Here is a 21,741-nt window from a genome sequence, read left to right on the forward strand (position 1 = left end):
CGTTTGGGTCAAGTAGCCCCGAGCGAATCGACTCCCGCTAGAGGCAAAGATAGATCCTCGACTGCGCATACGCCGAACGTCGCATTGTGCTCGCCCCGGCTCCCAACCACACTGCTGAGGCGCAGGGCACTCGACATGGCCATCAAGAGGGCACGGGGGCGAAGCATGGCTGTGCACGAATTAATTGTGCGGTCCTGGTCAACGAAGGCCGGCTGCGAGGCCAACTCGGAGCAGTGCCAGCCGTCTCTCATGGAACGTGGTCTTAGTGCGTTCGCGTGCCAGCTTGGCTGGACAGCAACTGCCGGGTGGGCTCATCGGTGGTGTAGTCATCGAGGTCTGAGATGTTGCGGGGCGGGCGCAGTCGGTAGAGACTTTTTGCCTGAGGGCCTTCCCGCAGACCGAGAGGCTGCCGCCTGCCGCCTGGGACAGCGTTCGACTGACGCTCAACGCCTCGTTCCAGGGTTCGGCCGCGTTGGACGACGCGGAGCCCGACACCACGATCGAAGCGCTGTTCCTGGTCAACTCAGGATTACCTAACCCGATCAGAAGGCCCCGACCGAGGACTTCGCATGGACGCTCGTAAAGCTGCCATCCGTCGGCTGGCCCCAGACGACACCAAGCCCGACGAGGTCTCTGCGGCAGAGGAGTTCGTCGCCTGGAGCGGTGGCCACCGGCCACTCGAGGCGGCGCTCGGGGCGGCTCCGGGTGCCGTGCCCAGCTTACGAGAGATCGCCCTGCAGAAGGGACTCGATGACCTAGTGACGGCGCTCGGCCGGTCCGCGCCGCCAGCTGACCTGCCCGGCGACACGGCACAGGAGCGCCGCACGGCGTTCGCCCGGCAGCTTCGCACCGGACTGTTCCAGCGCGAGCCCACCGCGGTCCTTCAGCGGATGGTGCAGGACGACGAGATCTCGATCGGTGGTGCCGCCGAGCAGGCTGGCGTGGTGCGGGTGCTTGGCAATCTGGGCGCCAGGTTCGATCTGCGGCGGGACTCGCTCACCTCTGCCCTCCGGGCTCCGGAGGCCCTGGACGGCGTCCCTGAGGATCAGCGGAAGGGCGTGATCGAGGGGCTGAAGACCCTGCAGCGCGTGCAGGCGTTCAGCCCCACGCCGGAAGCCGTGGCCGCGGTCATCGGCACGGGCAACCGGTCGGCCATGGCTGTAGCGATGACGCCGCGCGAGCAGTTCCTCCGCCTGGTGGAGGGCCAACTGGATCCGGCTACGGCCGTCGGCACGCACGAGACTGCGATGCGGGTGCAGATCCGCAACGAGGACGCGCTCGCGGCGATGCGCCAGCAGATCACCGGCTCCGGGATCCAGCTGGCCGACGGCGCGCTCTCCCAGCGCGAGCGGCTCGACCGGGTGCAGAGGGCAGCCGACGCCACCGGGGCAACCCTCGACGTCCAGGGCTTGTTCGGCGATCTGGACTTCTGCGAATGCGACGACTGCCTGTCGGTCTACAGCCCGGCCGCCTACTTCGTGGAGCTGCTGCAGTATCTGCGGAACAACAACCTGGACCCGGGTAAGCCAGCCGTGCCGGGGATCGCGGGGACACCGCTGGAGAAGCTGCTGCGACGCCGGCCGGATCTGGGCTGCCTCGAACTCACCTGTGCGAACACCAATGTGGTGCTGCCGTACGTCGACCTGGTCAACGAGATCATGGAGAGTTTCGTCGTCCACCTCGACGACTACGCCGAGAACACGGACGATCCCAAGCAGGTCACGCTCGAGACGTTCAACGTGCGCACCGAGACCAGTGGCGAACTGCAGGCGCAGCCACACCATGTCAACCAGGAGGCCTACTGCATCCTGAAGAGTGCGGTCTTCCCGATCGGGCTGCCCTACCACCAGCCGATCGACCGGATGCGGATCTGGCTGCGCGCGATGAAGACCACGCGATTCGACGTGCTCGACCGGTTCCACAGCGGGCCGCCGGACAGTGACACGAAGAACCTGGACCCGGACGACCTTCCGCAGATCCGGGAGCTCTGGGCGGCGCTGCGGCAGCGCGCGGCGGATGCCGAGTTCCTCGGCCTCACCCAGGAGCAGTACGTCATCCTCACCGGCGAGGCGTTCCCGCCCCGGGCCTATCTCGAACTGTGCACGGGTAACACGATCAGTCCCCGGCACTACCGGCGGCGGATCGGTGTCCGTCCGGTGCACGAGTACTACGGGTACATATCTGCGGACGACATGCTGGACGCCGACGAGACCCGCCACCTGGGGCTCACATTTGTGAAGGACCAGCTCCTGCCACGGACTGGCCTGGCCTACGCCGAACTCGTCGAGATCCTGCGGACCCGCTTCGTCAACCCGGTGATGCCGAGCGGGCCCGCGCTGAGGCTGACGATGGCAATCCAGGCGAGCTACCGATTCCTGCAAACCCTGGTCGATACCACAACCACCGATCCGAAGCGGCGTTTCGCCAAGGTCATCGACTTCCTGGTCTCCCAGCAGGGCGTGGTTCCGGGGCTGTGGCGGCGCCTGAGCCAGGATGGACCGTGCGGGCCGACGGCCCCGGAGGAGGGCCTCACCCGCGCGGAGCTCACCGCCTGGGTGCACTGCTGGTTCGATCGCCTCGGCCAGCTGATCGTGCTGGACTCTGGCGAGCGCCCCCGACTTCCGATCACCGGCGATCTATACGGACCCTTCGACTTCGAGGGCTGGGGCAAGCTCGGCCACCTCGACCATGCCGGCTCCATCACCGACCTCGACGGCGCGCCCACCGGCCAGGTGGACCCGGACGGGAAAGCGGTCCTCAACAGCGGGCGGGTGCTGAGCAACATCCAGATCCTCAGCCCCGAAGGTTTCGTGATCGGCGAGATTGACGGGAACGGCTTCCTGATCCGGCCCTCCTCGCCCCGACAGGAGGCACCCGGTGAGACCGGGCCGGGCTCACGGATCCGCTGGCTGCCGCCAGCCGACTCCTGCGACCTGGACCCGGTGCGGCTGATCCACCTGGACGGGTCCGCCGTCACCAAGGCGGAGTACGGACGCATCCAATGCTTCGCCCGGCTGTGGCGGGCACTGGGCTGGACCGTACCCGAGACCGACCAGGCGCTGGCCGGCCTGGGCGCCGACGGTGGCCAGGCCAAGGACGACCCGGACGCCCCCGACCACGCCAGTCAGGCCATGGCGTGGGACGCCGAGGAGGACTGCGGGTGCTCGACCGGCCCGTGCGGCCAGCCCGACCGCGGGTGCCCGCCGGTCGCCCGCCCGGCCTCGATCAGCGCAGACTTCCTGCACGAACTCACCTTCGTCCACCAGATCATGGACCGGACGGGGCTGGAGCTCGAGCGCGTGCTGGCGTTCTGGGATGACATCGGCACGGCCGGGGACCACTCGCTCTATGCCCGGGTCTTCCTGCGCCACGACGTGCTGGGCACCGACGACGTCTTCCGCCCCGACGCCAACGGCCAGGTCCTGGTCGGCGCCGGGCCGCTCACCGACCACCTCGCTGGTATCCAGGCCGCGCTCGGTATGGCGGCGCAGGACGTCGCCGTCCTCAGCACGGAGCTGGGCCTGCCGGACGAGCTCACCGTCACGACGCTGTCCGCGCTGTTCCGCTACGCGGTGCTGGGCCGCCGGCTCAGGCTCAAGACCCCCGACCTGGTCCGGCTCCGGGCGGTGTTCGGGGACCCCTTCGTCGACGCCGGGACGACCTGGGCCTTCCTCGAGGACTGGCAGCGGGCCGAGGACGCCGGGTTGTCGCTGCGCCAGCTCGACTTCGCACTCACCGGCCACGACGACGTGCGGCGCCCGCTGGCCCCGTCGAAGGTCGCGGTGCTCCGGCTGGCCAAGACCCTGCACGACGGGCTGACCGCCATCGATCAGCAGCACGCGGATCTGGGCGATGACGACGCTGCGCTCGCGACGGTGGAGCGCCTCCGCACCGAGTGCAGCCTGCTGTTCGACGATCCGGTCGTGAACCACATCGTGGGCCTGCTGCAGGGCAGCTGGCCCTGGATCACGAATGCGCCCGCAGGCCTGGCCATTCAGGTTCCGCAGGCGCTGGCGGGACGGGTCACCTACACCTCACCGGCCGCGCAGCCGGGACAGCCCGCGCCGCCCGCCACTTTGTCGGTGACCGGGATCCTCGACGACAACGACCGCGCCCTGGTACAGGCTCTCTCCGCGCTGCCGGCGTGGCACGCCGCCCTGGACCGGCTCGCCGCACAGCCGAAGCGGTTCTTCGAGGCCACCATAGCGCCGCTGGTGGCGGATCCGGCCGCACAACGGCAGCTGGCCGGCGTCCTGCTGGCCGGGGACGTCTGGCTCGTGCCCGGCGCGGGCGAGCCGGCCTCCGCCGAGCCGTCCAGCGCGGCGGGAAAGCGGCTGGCCTTTCTGCAGGCTCTGCTGCCGGAACTGCGCAGCCGCCTGGCGCACAAGCTCGTTGTCGACACCGTCTCCTCGGCCGCAGGTCTCGACGGGCCGGTGACCGACCTCCTGCTCTCCTCCGTCCTCAGCACGGACGGAGGATCGGCGATGGCCGCACTGCTGTCACTGAGGACCACCGGTTCGGCCGAGCCCGGATTCAGCGGCTACCTGATCGTGCCCGCCACCGACGACTACGTCTTCGTGGCCTCGGGGTTCGACGCCGAGCCGGCCGCCCTGTCGATCGACGGCGCCGCGATGCCACTGGATCGCCAGCAGCAGGACCCCAACAACGTGTGGCAGAGCGGGCCGGTCCCGCTGCGCTCCGGCACCTTGATCCGCTTCAACACCCACGCCATCCCGCTGGCCAGCCTGGCATGGCGGACCACGGGCCACCCCACGGCAGCAATCCCGGCGTCGGCCCTGCTCGCCGACCACATGACCGCCGGGGTAGGCGAGGTGCTCGTGAAGCTCTGGCGCACGGCCGTCCTGATGAACGCACACCAGCTCGATGCCGAGGAGACGAGCTGGCTGGACCTGCACCAGCCGGACTTCGGCGGCTGGGACTTCGATGCCCCAGGCCTTGCCGGCTGGCGGCGGCTGGCGGCGTACACCCGGCTGCGCAGCACCATCTCGAGCAACGGCGCCGCCATGGTCGCCCTGTTCCGCTGGGCTTGCGAAACGGCACCCGACCCGGCCCAGCTGGCCGACCGCATCGTGACGGCCACGGGCTGGGATCCAGCACAGGTCTCGGAGCTGCTCGCGCCGGACGGGTTCGACGTCCCGGATCCGGCGCCGTTCCGCAACGAAATCATGCTGACCCGGATGGCCCGCGCCCTGGAAGTCGTGGACGCCTGCAGGGCCGAGGTGCCCCAGCTGTTCGCCTGGGCCGCCCCCGGATCGCGGTTCTGGCCGGCCCATGCGCTGGCCAGCGAGATCGAAGCCGCCTACCGGGGCCGCTTCACCCAGGAGGACTGGGAGAAGGCGGTCGAGCCGCTGTACGACGAGCTGCGAGCGCACCAGCGCCGGGCCCTGGTCGACTACCTCGTCGCCCGCCCGGAGCTGCGCGAGTGGGGCGTGCTGGACGCCGACGGCCTCTTCGAGTTCTTCCTCATCGACGTCGAGATGGGCACCTGCCGGGACACGTCACGGATCAAGCAGGCGATCTCGAGCGTCCAGACATTCGTCCAAAGGTGCCTGCTGGGCCTGGAGGCTGACCACGGGGTCGACGCCACGGTGCTGGACCGGCGGCGCTGGGGGTGGATGCAGAAGTACCGCGTCTGGGAGGCGAACCGGAAGGTGTTCGTCAACCCCGAAAGCTACCTGCGCGCCGAGCTGCGCGACGACACCTCGGAAATCTTCGACGCGCTGCAGGCGCAGCTACTGCAGAAGGACATCAACCAGAACACCATCGAGGCGGCGCTGCGGGCCTACGTCGACGGCCTGGACGAGGTCGCCGGGCTCGAACCAGCCGGGCTCTACGTCGATAACGCCATGGTGCACCTGTTTGCCCGCACCCAGGCCGCGCCACACCTGTTCTACTACCGGGTGTTCGACACCCAGAACATCCGCTGGTACCCCTGGCAGCGGGTCCCGGTCGACGTGCCCAGCTACGACGTAATCCGGGAACAGGCGAAGGTGAAGGTGCAGGCGAATGTGAACGGCTGCTACCTCGTTCCGGTCGTCTTCCAGGGCCGACTGCTGATCTTCTTCCCGCAGTTCAACCGGAAGACGGACCCGCCGGCCGCGGCGTCGGGGAGCGACTCCTTCAACGATGTGGGCGGCAACCCGGTGAGCGACACCCAGAGCCTGCTGTCCTGGGAGATCAAGCTCAACTACAGCGAGTTCCGTGACGGCAAATGGTCACCCAAGCGGCTGTCCACCAGCGCACTGTACTCCTACAAGGGTGCTGTGCTGCCCGACATCGGCTCGTACATCTTCGTGCCACGGATCACCAGCGACTCCGTGCTGATCGACGTCTACGACCACGACTACGACCACGCGGGCAAGGTGGGGCGGTTCGAGTTCAGCGGTCATCACGTGGACGCGCGCGGGGACGCGGCCGACTGGACCATCCCCGACCCCCCGCTGACCTTCCACTGGGACAGCTCGGATGCACTCCGGTCCCTGCAGGCGCCGGAGACCGGCGGCCCGCTCTACGCGGACCGGCCCTACGCACGGCGCAATCTGCGATCGGTGGTCCTGTCCCCCGCGCGGGGTGCCGATAATCACTTGGACGACGCAGACGTGCCGCCCCTGCTCGGCACGCTGAACACGCGGGGCATTGAGGGGCTGTTCCAGTACTACCTCGACGCCGCACCGCTCCCCGAGCGCTACGGCCCGTACCAGCAGAACAACGTCGCACTGTTCCACGAGCTGCGGTCACCAATCTCCCTCTACACCTGGGAACTCGGCTTCCACGCACTCATGCTGCTGGCGCAGCGACTACTCAGCGCACGGCAATTCGATGACGCACTCCGCGTCATGCACGGGATCGTCAATCCGACGGCCAAGGACACCGCACAGGATCCGGTATGGCGCTTCCTCCCCCTGCGGCTGACCGAGATCGACCGCGACGCCCAGGATCTGTTCCTGCGACTGCAGCCGAACACACCGGACAAGGACATCAGCGAGTGGCGCGACAATCCCTTCAACCCGCATGTCGTGGCCCGCGGCCGCATCTCGGCCTACAAGCGCTGGGCCGCCATGCAGTACGTGCGGATCTGGATCGAGTACGGCGACTACTACTTCCGGCAGAACACCCTCGAGACCATTCCTATGGCCATCCAGTGCTACGTGATGGCGTCACACCTCTACGGCCCGGCCGGGCAGGAGATCCCCAAGCGGGGGAAGACCGAGCCTGCCACCTACCGCTCACTGCTCGACCGGTGGGACGCGTTCAGCAATGCGCTGGTCGATCTGGAACTCGCCTTCCCATTCACGAACCAGCCCGACCTGCCCGACCTCACGGAACTTCCGGACGGCAAGACCATCACCGAGCCGCAACCGGCCAACCTGTTCGGGTCGGCGTCCAGTCTCTACTTCTGCATCCCGGCCAACCCCGAGATCCAGGCGCTGCGCGCAACGATCGACGACCGACTGGCGAAGATCCGCGCGTGCCAGGACATCAACGGCGTCTACTCGCCACTCCCCCTGTCCGAGGCACCACTGGATCCGAACCTGCTGGTGGCGGCCGCAGCCGCGGGACTGAGCATCTCGAGCGTGCTCAACGATTTGGACACACCCATCCCGGACTACCGGTTCGTGTACCTGATCCAGAAGGCCTTGGAGGCCTGCACTGAGCTGAAATCGCTCGGCGCGGCATTCCTGTCGGCGAAGGAGAAGGGCGACGGAGAGGAACTCCAGCATCTGCGGGCGGTTCACGAACACACCATCAACGGTCTGATCATGGAGGTGCGGACGCAGCAACTGGAGGAGGCCACCGCGGCCCGCGACACCCTGGCGGCCAGCAGGACGGCGGCCGTCTACCGGCTGACCCACCAGCTGAAGCTGCTCGGTGAGGATCTGTCGAAGCTGCCCAGCGAGACCACCGACTACGCCGAACTACCCGACCTCATCGAGACGCCGGTGGACGTCGGCGGGCTCAAGGTCAATGCGCTTGAGAAACAGGAGCTGGACAAGGCCGCCGAGGCACGGGACCGGCAGACCGCGATCGGTCACATCGAGGCACTGGCCAGCGTGTTCCATGCGATTCCGACGCTGGGGGCTCACGCGACGCCGATCGGCGTCGGCGCCGCGCTCACCTGGGGTGGCTCGAATCTCGGCAACCTCACCCAGGCCATCGCGCGCGAGCTGCAGGTCGCGGCCAACGGCACATCGTTCGAATCGACCAACGCCGGCCGCAAGGCGGCCCTGCAGAGGCAACTGCAGGAACGAGTCCAGCAGGCCAACATCGCCGGGCACGAGATCACCAACATCGACAAGCAGATGGTCGCGCAAAACATCCGGATCGACATCGCCAGCAAGGAGATCACGAACCAGCAGACCACGATCGACAACTCGCAGGCCGCGCTGGACTTCCTGGAGAGCAAGTACAGCGGGCCGGCGCTCTACACCTGGATGGAGGGCCAGCTCAGTAACCTGCACTACCAGGCCTACACACTCGCCTACGAGCTGGCGAAGAAGGCCGAGAAACTGTTCCGCTTCGAACGTGCCTACACCGGCCCCGGTTTCATCCAGTTCGGTTACTGGGATCCGGCCCGCGACGGGCTGCTGGCCGGGGAGAAACTCTGGCAGGGACTCAAACAGTTGGAGTCGGCCCACCAGAACTCCCGCGGCCACGACTTCGAGATCACCAAAACGATCTCCCTGCGCCAGCTCGACCCCGCCGCCCTGATGACCCTGCGTGAGACGGGCGCCTGCGAGTTCTCGCTTCCAGAGGTCCTCTTCGACATGGACTACCCCGGTCACTACCAGCGCCGGATCAAGACCGTGGGCCTGAGCATGCCCTGCACAATCGGCCCGCACACCGGACTCAACGCCACCGTCAGGCTGCTCAAGCACCAGTACCGGGCCACACCGGAGGCGAGGAATGCAGGCAATTACCCGCAGAGCACCGATGAGGACGATCCACGCTTCGCTACCACCAACATTCCACTCACCGCGGCAGCGTTCAGCTCGGCCGACTCCGAGAACGGCTCCTTCGAACTCAATCTGAACAGCGAGCGGTTCCTGTTCGGGGAGGGCGCCGGGGTGATCAGCTCCTGGCGGCTGGAACTCCCCCGGAGGTTCCGCCAGTTCGACTACCGGTCCATCACCGACGTCACCATGCGACTGCGGTACACGAGCAGGGACGGCGGCGATGCGCTGCGCACAGCGGCAGAGGGCGCTCTGCTCGACTGGATCAAGGATGTCGAGGACCTGAGCCAGACCGAAGGGCTCTTCACAGCATTCGACGTGATCAACGAGCTCGCGGATGCCTGGTATGCCGGGATGCACCCACCGGCGGCTGCCACCGAGCGGGTCGTCGAGTTGCCCGACATCACGCGCACCCTGCCGTTCTTCACCCAGGGGCGGGATCCGGAGAAGGTCGTGGCCAGCGACATCTACCTCTTCGTTCAAGGCGACCTCAGCGCGGACCAGATCACCGTCGTCCAGGGAGGCGTCGATGTCTCTTTCACCAATGGTGCGCCCGTCGGAGATGACCTCGCCGTCTTCGCGGCGCACGATGTCGGAGCGCCCGTGACGAGCCTGAAGCTGACCATCGCCGATCTCACGGCGAGCATCAGCCAGTTCTGGGTCGTCGAGCGCTTCACCCTCCTGTGATGGCCGGCCCGCCCTTCCCCGGTGCGATCCCGGAGAACCCGGGCCAGCCGGGCACGCCTTCGCCGGGCCAGCCGAGTGGTCCATCCGGCGCCGACATCCGTTCCGGCAGCACCGCCGAGACCGGTTCCGGAGCGAGCCCGCAACCCGCGCTTCCCTCAATCAGCACGCCGAAAGGAGGCGGCGCGATCAAGGGGATCGGCGAGAAGTTCGGCACCAATCCCGTGACCGGCACGGCCTCGATGAGCATCCCGATCCCGCTGTCACCCGGGCGGTCCGGGTTCGGGCCATCGCTCTCTCTCGGCTACGACTCCGGCAACGGCAACGGCGTGTGGGGATTCGGCTGGTCCCTGAACACACCGGCCTTCATACGGAAGACCGACAAGGGTCTGCCGCGATACGCGGATGCGGACGAGTCCGATGTGTTCCTCATCTCCGGCGCCGAGGATCTCGTGCCGGTGCTGAACACCGATGGCACCCGGCACGCAGACACCACCACCTTCCCGGGGTTCAGCGTTCACCGCTACCGCCCGCGGATCGAGGGGCTCTTCGCCCGGATCGAGCGCTGGGTGGACACGGCGACCGGCGAGACACACTGGCGTTCGATCAGCCGGGACAACGTGACCACGCTCTACGGCCGCACCCCCGAGAGCCGGATCGAGGACGGAGCACGGACATTTCAGTGGCTGATCTGCGAGAGCCACGACGCCCGGGGCAATGCGATCGTCTACGAGTACGAGCCCGAAGACGAGCGCGGCATCGAGCCGCCACTGCCGGGCAGTACGATCCGAGACCACGTCCGCATGCGGTATTTGAAGCGGATCTTCTACGGCAACCGAACCTCGCGTCTGGTCCAGGCCGATGCCAGCGACTGGATGTTCGAAGCCGTTCTCGACTACGCCGAAGGTCATCTCACCCATCGCCCGCCCAATCCCGGAGTGCCGGCGGACGCCCAGCACCACTACGCCGACGCATCGGTCGATGCGTCCGGCACGTGGCCGGTGCGGCCCGACCCGTTCTCCAGCAACCGGGCAGGATTCGAGATCCGGACCCATCGCCGCTGCACCGCAGTGCTGATGTTCCACCGGATCCCGGACCTCGGCCCGGATCCCTACCTGGTCCGGTCGACCGAGTTCGACTACCGCGACCTCGCGGACGACGGCCAGTTGGCTCCCGAGGACGAACTCGCCCATCAAGGGAGCACGCGCATCGGATCGTTCCTGATGTCGGTCACCCAGTCCGGCTACATCCGCCAGCCAGACGGCCGCTACCTGCGCAGTTCCTTTCCGCCGGTCGAGTTCACCTACAGCAAGCCGGTGATCGACCAGGCGGTGCACACCCTGGACAACGAGAGCCTGCGCAACCTGCCGATCGGCCTGGACGGGGCGCTGTACCAGTGGGTCGACCTGGACGGCGTGGGCCTGCCGGGTGCGCTGAGCGCGCAGAACGGGACCTGGTACTGGAAGGCCAATCTCGGCTCCGGCCGGCTCGGCCCGACAATCCCGCTGCGGGACGCACCGGCCGCCGTCGCCCCGGGGACCGGCCGCGGCCAATTGCTGGACCTGCAGGGCGACGGACGGCTCGACGCAACGGTGCTGGACGGCCCGTCGCCGGGTTTCAGCGCCCGCAGCGACGACGACGGCTGGACGCCGTGGCGTGCACTGAGCGCCGTCCCCACTGTCCGGCCCGATGACCCGAACCTGCGGTTCGTCGACCTGACCGGGGACGGCCTGGCGGACATCCTCCTCGCCGAGGCCGACGCCTTGACCTGGTATCCCTCGCTCGGCGAACACGGCTTCGCCGCCGGGCAGCGGGTCGCGCAGCCGGACGACGCCGGTGCCGGGCCGCGGCTGGTCTTCGCCGACGGCGAGCAGGCGGTGTATCTGGCCGACATGACCGGCGACGGCCTCGTCGACCTGGTGCGGATCCGCAACGGGCAGGTCGCCTACTGGCCGAGCCTGGGGTACGGCCGGTTCGGGTCGCGCATCATCCTGCGCAACTCGCCCTGGTTCGACACTGCGGAGGCCTTCGACCAGCGGCGGATCCGGCTCGCCGACATCGACGGCTCGAACACGACGGACATCATCTACCTTGGCCGCGACGGCGTACGGCTCTATGTGAATGAATCCGGCAACCGGTTGACGGATCCCCTTCGCCTGCGGGGCTTTCCGCCGGTCAGTCAGTTCAGCGCGGTCCAGGTCGCGGATCTGCTCGGCAACGGCACGGCGTGCCTCGTGTGGTCTTCGCCCGCGCCCGCAGACACCCGGACGCCGATGCGGTACATCGACCTGATGGGCGGCATCAAACCGCATCTGCTCGTCCGGTCGGTCAACAATCTCGGCAGCGAGACCGCAGTCGAGTACGCGCCGTCCACCCGCTTCTACCTCGATGATCTGAAGGCCGGCCGGCCGTGGGCCACCCGGCTCCCCTTCCCCGTGCACTGCGTCAGCAGGGTTGAGACCATCGACCGGATCAGCGGCAACCGGTTCGTCAGCCGGTTCCGCTACGCCCACGGATACTTCGACGGCTTCGAACGAGAGTTCCGTGGATTCGGCCGGGTCGAGCAGTCGGACACCGAGACCTACCCGGACCTGGCCCAGGGCACCGCGGCGACGAACGAGGACGAGGTCTCCCACGTGCCACCGGCACGGACGGTGACCTGGTATCACACCGGGGTCTTCCGCCCGGGCGAACAGGTCGCGGCCCACCTCGCCGCCGAGTACTACCGCGAACCGGGGCTGACCGACGCCGAGGCGGCAGCGATGCTGCTGCCCGACACGGTGCTGCCGCAGGGGCTCGACACCGGCGCGCGGCGCGAGGCCTGCCGGGCACTGAAGGGGTCCATCCTGCGCCAGGAGGTCTACGCCGACGACGGCACGCCGCAGTCCGTCCACCCGTACAAGGTCACGGAGCAGAACGTGACGGTCCGGCTGCTGCAGGACCGCGGCCCGAACCGGCATGCCGTGTTCCTTACCCACCCTCTGGAGACGATCTCCCGCCACTACGAACGCATTCCGACGGATCCGCGCACCACTCACGCGTTCACGCTCGCGGTCGACGACTACGGGAACGTGGAACGGTCAGCCACCGTGGGATACGGGCGGCGTCAACCGGACCCGGCACTGGACCCGATCGATCGGGCGGCGCAGGCGAAGATCTGGATCACGGCGACCGAGACCACCTATACGAATGCTGTCGACCAGTCCGACGATCACCGCACGCCGGTTTCATGCGAGTCGCGCACCCACGAGCTGACCGGTCTGACGCTGCTGCCGGCGCGCGACCGCTTCGCCTTCGACGAAGTCCAGGAGGCTGCGTCCACGGCCATTCCGCTCGACTACGAGCAGGAGGCCACCCCCGGGCGTCTGGAGAAGCGCCTGATCGAGCACCTGCGCACCTACTACCGGCGCAACGACCTCAGCGGGTCTCTACCGCAAGGAGTGCTGCAGTCGCTGGCACTGCCCTTCGAAAGCTACAAGCTCGCCTTCACGCCAGCCCTGGTCGCCGAGGTCTACGGCGGCCGCGTCCCCGACGCGGTGCTGGCGAACGAAGGCCGCTACGTGCACACCGAGGGCGACGCCAACTGGTGGATTCCGTCCGGGCAGGTCTTCTATTCCAGCGACCCGGGCCACACGCCCGTACAGGAGCTGGCGCACGCCCGGCAGCACTTCTTCCTGCCACACCGCTACCGCGATCCATTCCATAACGATGCGGTCAGTACCGAGAGCTTCGTGGCCTACGATGCGTACGACCTCCTGGTCGAAGAGACGCGCGACGCGCTGGACAACCGGGTCACCGCAGGCGAGCGGGACGCCGGCCCCAATCAGCGGCTCATCCGTCGCGCGCAGGACTACCGCGTGCTGCAGCCCAAGCTGGTGATGGATGCCAACCGCAACCGGTCAGCGGTCGCTTTCGACGCCCTCGGCATGGTCGTCGGCACCGCGGTCATGGGCAAGCCAACGCCAGCCGCGGTGGAGGGTGATGGTCTGGACGGGTTCGCCCCCGACCTCACCCACGCCGAGATCGACCAGTTCCTGGCCGATCCGAGGGGCCCGGTCGCGGCAACCCTGCTCGCCGGCGCCACCACCCGCGTGATCTATGACCTGACCGCGTACTGGCGCGAACCCGATCCAGCCAAGAAGCCGCCCGCCGTCGCCGCCACCGTCGCCCGCGAGACCCACCTGAGCGACCTTCCGGCGGGTCAGCAGTCGAAGATCCAGGTCAGCCTCTCGTACTCCGATGGCTTCGGCCGGGAGATCCAGAAGAAGATCCAGGCCGAGTCAGGTCCCGTGCCCCGACGCGACGGCCGCGGCAGGATCATCCTGGGCCCGGACGGCCACCCCCTGACGACGCCGCACGATGTGAGCCCTCGTTGGGTGGGCAGCGACTGGACGGTCTTCAACAACAAGGGCAAGCCCGTCCGCCAGTACGAGCCGTTCTTCACCGACACCCACCGCTTCGAGTTCGACGTCAAGATCGGCGTGAGCCCCGTGCTCTTCTATGACCCGGTCGAACGAACGGTCGCGACCCTGCACCCTGAGCACACCTGGGACAAGGCCATCTTCGACGCCTGGCGACAGGAGACCTGGGACGTCAACGACACGGTCCTGATCGCCGACCCCAAGGCCGATGCCGATGTGGCCGACTTCTTCGCCCGCTTACCGAACGCTGACTACCTGCCGACCTGGCACGCGCTGCGCACTGATGCGGCCTACGCCGCAGCCTTTGCTGCGCGCTATCCGGACCCGGCCGATCGCGCGAACGAGACGCGGGCTGCCGAGAAGACGCGAGTTCATTCTGCGACGCCGACCGTCGCCCACACCGACCCGCTGGGCCGCACCTTCCTCACGGTTGCCTCCAACAAGGCCAAGTACAGCGACACGCCGACACCGGATCCGCCCGTCGAGCAATTCCACGCGACGCGGGTCTTCCTCGACATCGAAGGCAACCAGCGCGAGATCATCGACGCCAGAGATCGCGTCGTCATGCGCTACGCCTACGACATGCTCGGTAACCCGGTCCACCAAGCCAGCATGGAGGCCGGCGAGCGTTGGGTGCTGAACGATGTCGCGGGCAAGTCGCTCTACGCCTGGGATAGCCGCGACCGCCGCATGCGGATCGCCTACGACCCGCTGCGGCGGCCAACAGATTCCTTGCTGAGCGAAGCCGGAGGCCCGGAGCTGGTCGTCGTGCGGAACATCTACGGTGAGGGACGCCCGAACCCGGAGGACGACAACCTGCGCGGCAAGGTGGCCGAGGTCGACGACCAGGCAGGCGTCGTCGCGAGCGACCGCTTCGATTTCAAAGGCAATCTGCTGGAAAGCCGCCGCCGTCTGGCGGTGGAGTACCGCACGGTGCTGGATTGGTCCGGGGCCCTGCGGCTGGAGCCACAGACGTATACGGGCCACACCCGCTACGACGCCCTCAACCGTGTGACGCAGTCGATCGCGCCGCACAGTGATCAGCCGGGGGCGGAGATCAACGTCGTTCAGCACCGTTACAACGACGCCAACCTCCTGGAACGGGTAGATGCCTGGCTCGACCAGCGTGCCGAGCCAGGCCATCTCCTCGATCCCGCCACAGCGGACCTGCACGCGGTCACAGACATCGACTACGACGCCAAGGGCCGGCGCGTGCGGATCGTATACGGCAACGGCGCCACAACGACCTACACCTACGACCTGCTGACCTTCCGCCTCACGCATCTGCTCACCCGCCGCGATGCCGCCACATTTCCTGGCGATTGCCCGCAGCCGCCGCCGGCTGGCTGGCCAGGCTGCCAGGTGCAGAATCTCCACTACGCCTACGACGCGGCGGGCAACATCACCTCCATCCGCGACGAAGCCCAGCAGACGATCTACTTCCGCAACACCCGCGTGGAGCCGAGCGCCGACTACACCTACGACGCCATCTACCGACTGATCGAGGCCACGGGGCGCGAACACGTGGGGCAGGCGGGCGCGCCGATCGCGTACTCCTACGACGACGCCCCACGCGTCGTTTTGCCGCACCCCAACGACGGCAACGCGATGGGGCACTACCTCGAGCGGTACGCCTACGACGTCGCGGGCAACGTCCTCTCGATGCAACACCGCGGCAGTGATCCGGCTCGATCCGGGTGGACGAGGACCTACGCCTACGATGAGACGAGTCAGCTCGAGCCTGGGAAGCAGAGTAACCGCCTGACAAGCACCACGATCGGGGCGACGACAGAGACGTACAGCACCGGCGCCGATGGTTACGACGCCCACGGCAACATGCTTCGTATGCCGCACCTCGGCGGCGGCTCACCGGAACCGAACATGCGCTGGGACTACAGGGATCAGCTGCACGAGACGGATCTTGGTGGCGGCGGCAGGGCATACTACGTCTACGATGCTTCCGGCCAGCGCGTGCGCAAGGTTTGGGAGAAAACATCGGCTCTTGCCGAAGAGCGCATCTATCTCGGCGGGTTCGAGCTGTTTCGCAGGCGCGAGAACCTCGACGGCGAACAGACGTTGACGTTCGAGCGCGAGACGCTGCACGTGATGGACGACACCGGGCGCCTGGCGCTCGTCGAGACGCGCACCCTCGACCGCGCGGGAGACGACAAGGCGCCGAGGCGTCTCATCCGGTATCAGCTCGGCAACCATCTCGGCTCGACCAGCCTCGAGCTGGACGATCACGCGCAGATCATCTCCTACGAGGAATACGCACCCTACGGCTCCTCGACCTATCAAGCCGTGCGCAGCCAGACGGAAACGACGAAGCGGTATCGCTACACGGGGAAGGAGCGAGACGAGGAGAGCGGCTTCTACTATCACGGAGCGAGGTACTACCCGCCGTGGCTGGGACGCTGGACAAGCGCCGACCCGGACGGCATGGCCGACGGAGTGAATCTCTTCTCCTACGGCCGGAACAACCCGCTGACGTTCAGCGACCCGACCGGGACGACCTGCGATCCGACACTGCAGTCGTGCATCGACCCGACGCAGCCCACGGCGCGTGAAGAGGCGCTGCAGCAGTCGCTCCCGGAGAGTGAGCGCAACCAGCCGCCGCCCGGAGCCTCGGCGCCGTCCGGCTCCTTCGGTGTCGGTACCGGCCTGTCCGTGGCCGGCAACGTCCTGAGCTCCGCCGCGCCGTTGGCCACGCCGGTCGAAGGAGTGCTGATCGGGACCTCGCGATCTCAGATGCGCAGTGCAGCACAGGCGATCATCTCAAGTGATCCGAACCATCCGTTGCGCTTTCTGCTGGGCGAGAACGGCAACTTCAAACCGACGAGAGGCTTGTCGCACGCCGAACTGGCGGATGCACCCGACCTCGTACAGATGGGTCACATCGGCAGCGACAAACTCGGGGGCACCGAGCGATTGATGCTCCAGGATGCCTGGGAAAATCAATTCCAGAACCTGACCGTCGAGCATCCGCGGGTCGGTGCCGCTGTCATAGATCAGCCTGCGGTCGATATCGGCGGCATCGCTGTGAGCCGGAGAACCGCGCAGACATGGGAGATGGCCTGGGAAGCCTCCGGAGGACAGTTCGGACTGCCGCCTGGAACCACGGCGGGGGCGCCGGTAATCTCGGAATTTGCTCCCATGTCATCGGGCGCGCGTTGGCTCACCGGAGGTGTGGGCGCCTTCAACATGGCCGGTGGCGTATTCATGCTCGCCAGCGTGGACACCAAGAGAGACCCCGGAATCGTCACCGCGGGGAAGATCACCAGTGGGAGCGCCAGTCTCGTAGGTGGAGGCCTGGAGATTGGTGGGGCAGTGTTCGGCGCGGCAGGTGTAGCAGAAGTGGGCGCAGCCGCATCGGGCGTCGGGCTGATCATTGCCGCCCCCATCATGGTCTACGAGATGAGGCCACGAGGCTGGGTCGCCATCGACCCGGTATTGATGGAGAGGAACATGCAGCGATTCCGGAACGGGGAGAACGTCAACCCGTTCTGCGCGCAATGCCATGGAGCAGGAGGCGCACTGGATCCGAACAACGACTGGAACGCGGGGGGATCCCGTCGCCACGCATTCATTAACAGATTGCAATGGAAGAATCTGGGAGATTAGCATGCTTCAGAAAGTTTCCGCATACCCCTCGATGGGCGTGGTCAGTGGACCTGGGGTCTGGATCGGGTAATCCCGGCGGCAGCGGCGCCTAAAGACACGGCTCCTCGGTAGATCGGGATTGCAAAGCCACTCGAGCGCCCAGGAGACCCAGTTGTCGCAGTCTTGCCTGATCACGCCTGTTGAATCCGACTCTCGCATTTCGCTGTGCGATGTCTCACGCACCGGTTCGGAAACGTCGCGGACCGGACGGACTGGACCTCGTGCTACGGCTCTCCGAAATGAGTGAGTGGGACCGAAGCTACGGACTGTTTCTTGACCGACCTCGTAAAACGCCTGGTCAGGAGCGTGGTGATCCAGGCAATTGTGTGCCTCAGCAGGAAGGATGCGTTCGATGTGGGCCATCATCATCTCCTGGATCGTCAGCGCCGTCCTGATCGTCGTCATTGGCGTCTTACAGGGCTGGAGGGTAACCGGCCACATGTCCGGCCTGCTGATCGATGCCCGTGGTCGGTACAGCCTCACCCACCTGCAAGTCGCGCTGTGGACGATCGTGATCATGTCGCTAGTCTCCGGCACCGCTGCCGGCCGGATTTGCCACGCCCTGCCGCCGCTTGACTTCGACATCCCGGGTGAGGTGCTAGCGGTCATGGGCATTAGCCTCGGCTCCGGAGTACTGACCACCGCCGCCAAGACGAACAAGGACGCCACGCGGCCGGAGAGCGTGGCGGCAAGCATGCCCGGGCGGTTCCTGAAGAAGGGGCTGACCGGTGACGAGCGGGAGCAGTGGCGTCCCCGGCTCCGCCAGATTTACATGCAGGAGGAGGGCACCTTCGCGGACAAGGTCGTAGACATCGCGAAGTTCCAGAATTTCCTCATCACACTGGTGCTAGTCCTTGCGTACATCGCGGCGGTGGGGCAGTCGCTGCACACGGCCGGCTCGGCAAGCAACTTCAAGGCGTTGCCCGGTTTCGGTGGCGTCTTTCTGACTCTGCTCGGGGTCAGCCACGGCGCGTACGTTGCTGCCAAGCTCCCGCCGCAGACCGGCTCTCCGGACGCGAACCTCCGCGAGCGAGACGAGAAGGTCCGCAACTCCGCGCCAGCTGCGGCGGCGCAGAGCGCTCGGCCCGACAAGTGAGTGGTCGGACGCGAACCCGATCAGCTCGGTGCCTCCTGGCGCGGCCCGCGGCGTGGTGGACGCAAACCGTTGCAGCTCAACTAGCGTTTCGGCGCAGCCGAGCCGTAGCAGAATGCCGTGGCGACGCCGACGGGGGACGAACTCATCGTCGCCTTCGTGAGCCGGCGCGGTGGCCGGCCGCCCCGAAGCGATCTTCACCCGCCGCTACGGCGAGGGGAGGCACGCACAAGGTCACGGTGGACGATCAGTGAGGCCGGATGACGATGCCGTCGACGTGAAAGGCGCCGAGCGCGTCCATCGCGTCCAGGATGACCTCGTTGACCGGACTCCAGCCGACAGTTGTCTGCAGCAGACCCAGTCGCCGGGCGGCGCGCTGGTGACGTCGATACCGGTGCCGCAGTGCCTTACATAACTGATTGTGCTCTCAAGGGTTTCACCTGTGTGCCTACTTGACAGCTGTAGATAAGGCCCGCCGTCCGCTTCGCCTACGGCCTCTTCGACACCGCCGCGCCGCCGGCGAGCAGTCTGGTGGGAGTGCTCGCCCTGGGGATCCCGACCCAGGCCGCCGTCCTCACCTCGGTGTTCACCAGGCTCACCCCGTACGAGGAGTCACTGGAGCTGAGCCGGCTGGTACTGCTGGACGAGGTACCGGCCAACGCGGAGACGTGGCTGCAGGGCCGCGCCTTCCGGCTGGCGGCCGCCCGGGGCGTCCGCGGGATCGTCGCGCACAGCGACCCCGAGCCCAGGGCCCGTCTCACAGCCCACAGCCCCGAGCTGGTCTTCCCCGGCCACTACGGAACGATCTACCAGGCCAAAGGGATGGACTACCTGGGCAAGACCCGGCCCCGGCGGCTGACGCTGCTGCCCGACGGCTCCGTCCTCCATAGTGGAGTACGCGCGGGTTCCCGGAGGCTGCTCGGAGGCTATGAACCTGCATCTCAGCAGGTAGATCATCCCGTGCTGGCCCTTCACTCGATGGCGTGAGATATCTGCAGTAACTCGCAGATTCTGCGAGTAATCACCGTAATCTGCGGCTTCGTGTCAGATTCCGAAACTCGCGCGCTGACGCTCGTGCGCCCCGTGCCGGGACCTACTGTGCCGGTGGACCCCGCTGCGGTCTCGGTCGAGAGCGGACTTGCGGACGTCGTCACACTCCAGCGGCGCCGTCAGGCACGGATCTCGGCGCAGGACGAGGAGAGCTTTTTCCTCGACACGCTGTCGGAGTATCAGTGGGCGAGGGATGCGGCCGGTCTGGCACCGACGACGCTGGACGGCCTGATCAAACCGGTGGTGGAGGTCTGTGAGTTCTACGGCACGGTGCCGTGGCAGCTCACTTCCCGCGAGGTCGACCGGTACTTCGCCGGACCTGGGAAGCGTGCCCCGTCGACTCTGCGCGGCAAGATCAACAAGATCGACGCGTACTTCGCGTTCCTCGAACAGCGCTACGCCGGCGAGATCATGCGCCGATTCGGCCACACGGTCGAGTCGCCCATCGACCTGTTCAACCGGCCGCGCCATCGCGGCGATTTCGGTCTGCGGATCCCGCCCTCTCAGGCAGCGCTGCGGGACTTCTTCGGCCGTTGGCGCGAGGATCTGCCGAACGCCCGGAAGTACCTGGTCGCGTGCCGCGATTACGTGATGACGAAGGTGGCGTACCTGTCCGGGGTCCGGGCGGCCGAGCTGTGTGGGGTGTGCATGGGCGACCTGCACTGGGAGCACGGACATTGGGGCCGCTTTGTCGTGCTCGGCAAGGGTGCCCATGGGTCGGGGCCCCGGCCGCGCGAGGCGTACATGTTCCAGGAGGGCCGCGCTCTGCTGTGGTGGTACATCGAGGAGATTCGCGGTGAGTTCGGCGACGACGTCGAGCATCCCAAGGCGCCGCTGTGGCCGTCCGAGCGCAAACCCACGGCGGTGGCGGCGTTGAACCTTCCGATCGCGCCGGCGATCATCCCCTCGACGTTCCGCCGGGCCCTGCACCAGGCGGCCGGCGCCTATCTGAGCGGACCGGTCAGCGACCTGTTCCCGCACTTGCTACGGCATGCCTGCGCCACCCACAACTACGAACGCGGGATGACGTTGTGGGAGGTACAGAAGGTCCTCGGACACGACTGGGCGACCACGACCCTGCGGTACATGGCGACCGCGCACGCCGACCCGGAGCACGCGAACCTGGCCGCGAGTTCCCGGGCGGCCCAACGACTGGTGATGGACAAGGGGAACCTCCGGTGAGGTGGAATCTGCGGATGGTGGCCGCCCAGCGGGACCTGTGGCGGCCGACCGAGGTGCTGGCTGCTTTCCAGCAGGTGGGGTTCAACCCTTCGCTGAGCAAGGTCGCCGCACTGTGGGGCGGGACTCCGGTCACGGTGCGGCTGGACGACCTGGACCTGATGTGTGCGGCATTGGACTGCACCGTCGCGGATCTACTCCAGGCCGAACCGCTCGCCGGCGCCCAGCCGGCAGGGGAGGCTGGCGACGTGGCCGTGGGTGCCGAGGTTCAGTCGTCGGGGCCGGGGCGGCCGGTGCCGCGCGGACCTCGTCGCGGCGGGCCGCGCTCGTTGCCGCCGAGCTGAGGAATCGGAGATGGCGAACGAGGGTGGCAGCGCCCGCAGTTGCGAGATGTGCCTGAGTTGGTCGGTACTGCGGTGGACCCCCACGTGCCACGGCTGCCGGGCCTGGAAGCAGACGTACCCTGGGCGGGGAGAATGCCCGCGATGTCGGCACGAGGCCCATTTGAATACCGATGGCTTGTGCAAGCCGTGTCTGCAGGCGATCCGGGCCGTCGATGACGCCGAGTGGGCCCTGGGCGGTGCAGGGGCCCGGCCGCGCGACCTGCAGCTCATCGTCGGCACGTGGCGCGACTACGCGACGTAGGCCCGGAAGCTGGTCCGAAGGACCGATGGTGGGCGCC

At 67.3% G+C, this 21,741-nt stretch carries 6 protein-coding genes; all 6 read left to right on the forward strand.

All coding sequences use genetic code 11. The features are described from left to right. Positions 1-569 precede the first annotated feature (569 nt). The 6 genes from ACFWPQ_RS40790 (at position 570) to ACFWPQ_RS40815 (ending at position 21,403) form a co-directional block, all read left to right on the forward strand. On the forward strand, positions 570-9,659 hold the full coding sequence (locus ACFWPQ_RS40790; RefSeq protein WP_384046785.1) for a neuraminidase-like domain-containing protein: 9,090 nt from the start codon (positions 570-572) through the stop codon (positions 9,657-9,659). Continuing rightward, positions 9,659-17,698: a SpvB/TcaC N-terminal domain-containing protein gene (locus ACFWPQ_RS40795; protein ID WP_384046788.1), complete on the forward strand. Its 8,040-nt coding sequence runs from the start codon at positions 9,659-9,661 to the stop codon at positions 17,696-17,698. The genes ACFWPQ_RS40790 and ACFWPQ_RS40795 overlap by 1 nt, the downstream gene beginning before the upstream one ends. A 391-nt stretch (positions 17,699-18,089) precedes the next feature. Further along, complete coding sequence (locus ACFWPQ_RS40800; RefSeq protein WP_384046791.1) at positions 18,090-18,833, forward strand: hypothetical protein; 744 nt, start codon at positions 18,090-18,092, stop codon at positions 18,831-18,833. Positions 18,834-19,367: 534 nt separating this feature from the next. Then, positions 19,368-19,817, forward strand: a complete 450-nt coding sequence (locus tag ACFWPQ_RS40805; protein WP_384046794.1) for a hypothetical protein — start codon at positions 19,368-19,370, stop codon at positions 19,815-19,817. Positions 19,818-19,934: 117 nt separating this feature from the next. Beyond that, entirely contained in the window at positions 19,935-21,062 is a 1,128-nt protein-coding gene (locus tag ACFWPQ_RS40810; RefSeq protein WP_384046938.1) for a tyrosine-type recombinase/integrase, read from the forward strand. After that, entirely contained in the window at positions 21,059-21,403 is a 345-nt protein-coding gene (locus ACFWPQ_RS40815) for a helix-turn-helix domain-containing protein (protein ID WP_384046797.1), read from the forward strand. Before ACFWPQ_RS40810 ends, ACFWPQ_RS40815 begins: the two co-directional genes overlap by 4 nt. The last annotated feature ends 338 nt before the right edge of the window (positions 21,404-21,741 follow it).

It is taken from the genome of Streptomyces sp. NPDC058464 (assembly GCF_042721035.1).
In the GTDB taxonomy this organism is placed as follows: Bacteria; Actinomycetota; Actinomycetes; order Streptomycetales; family Streptomycetaceae; genus Streptomyces.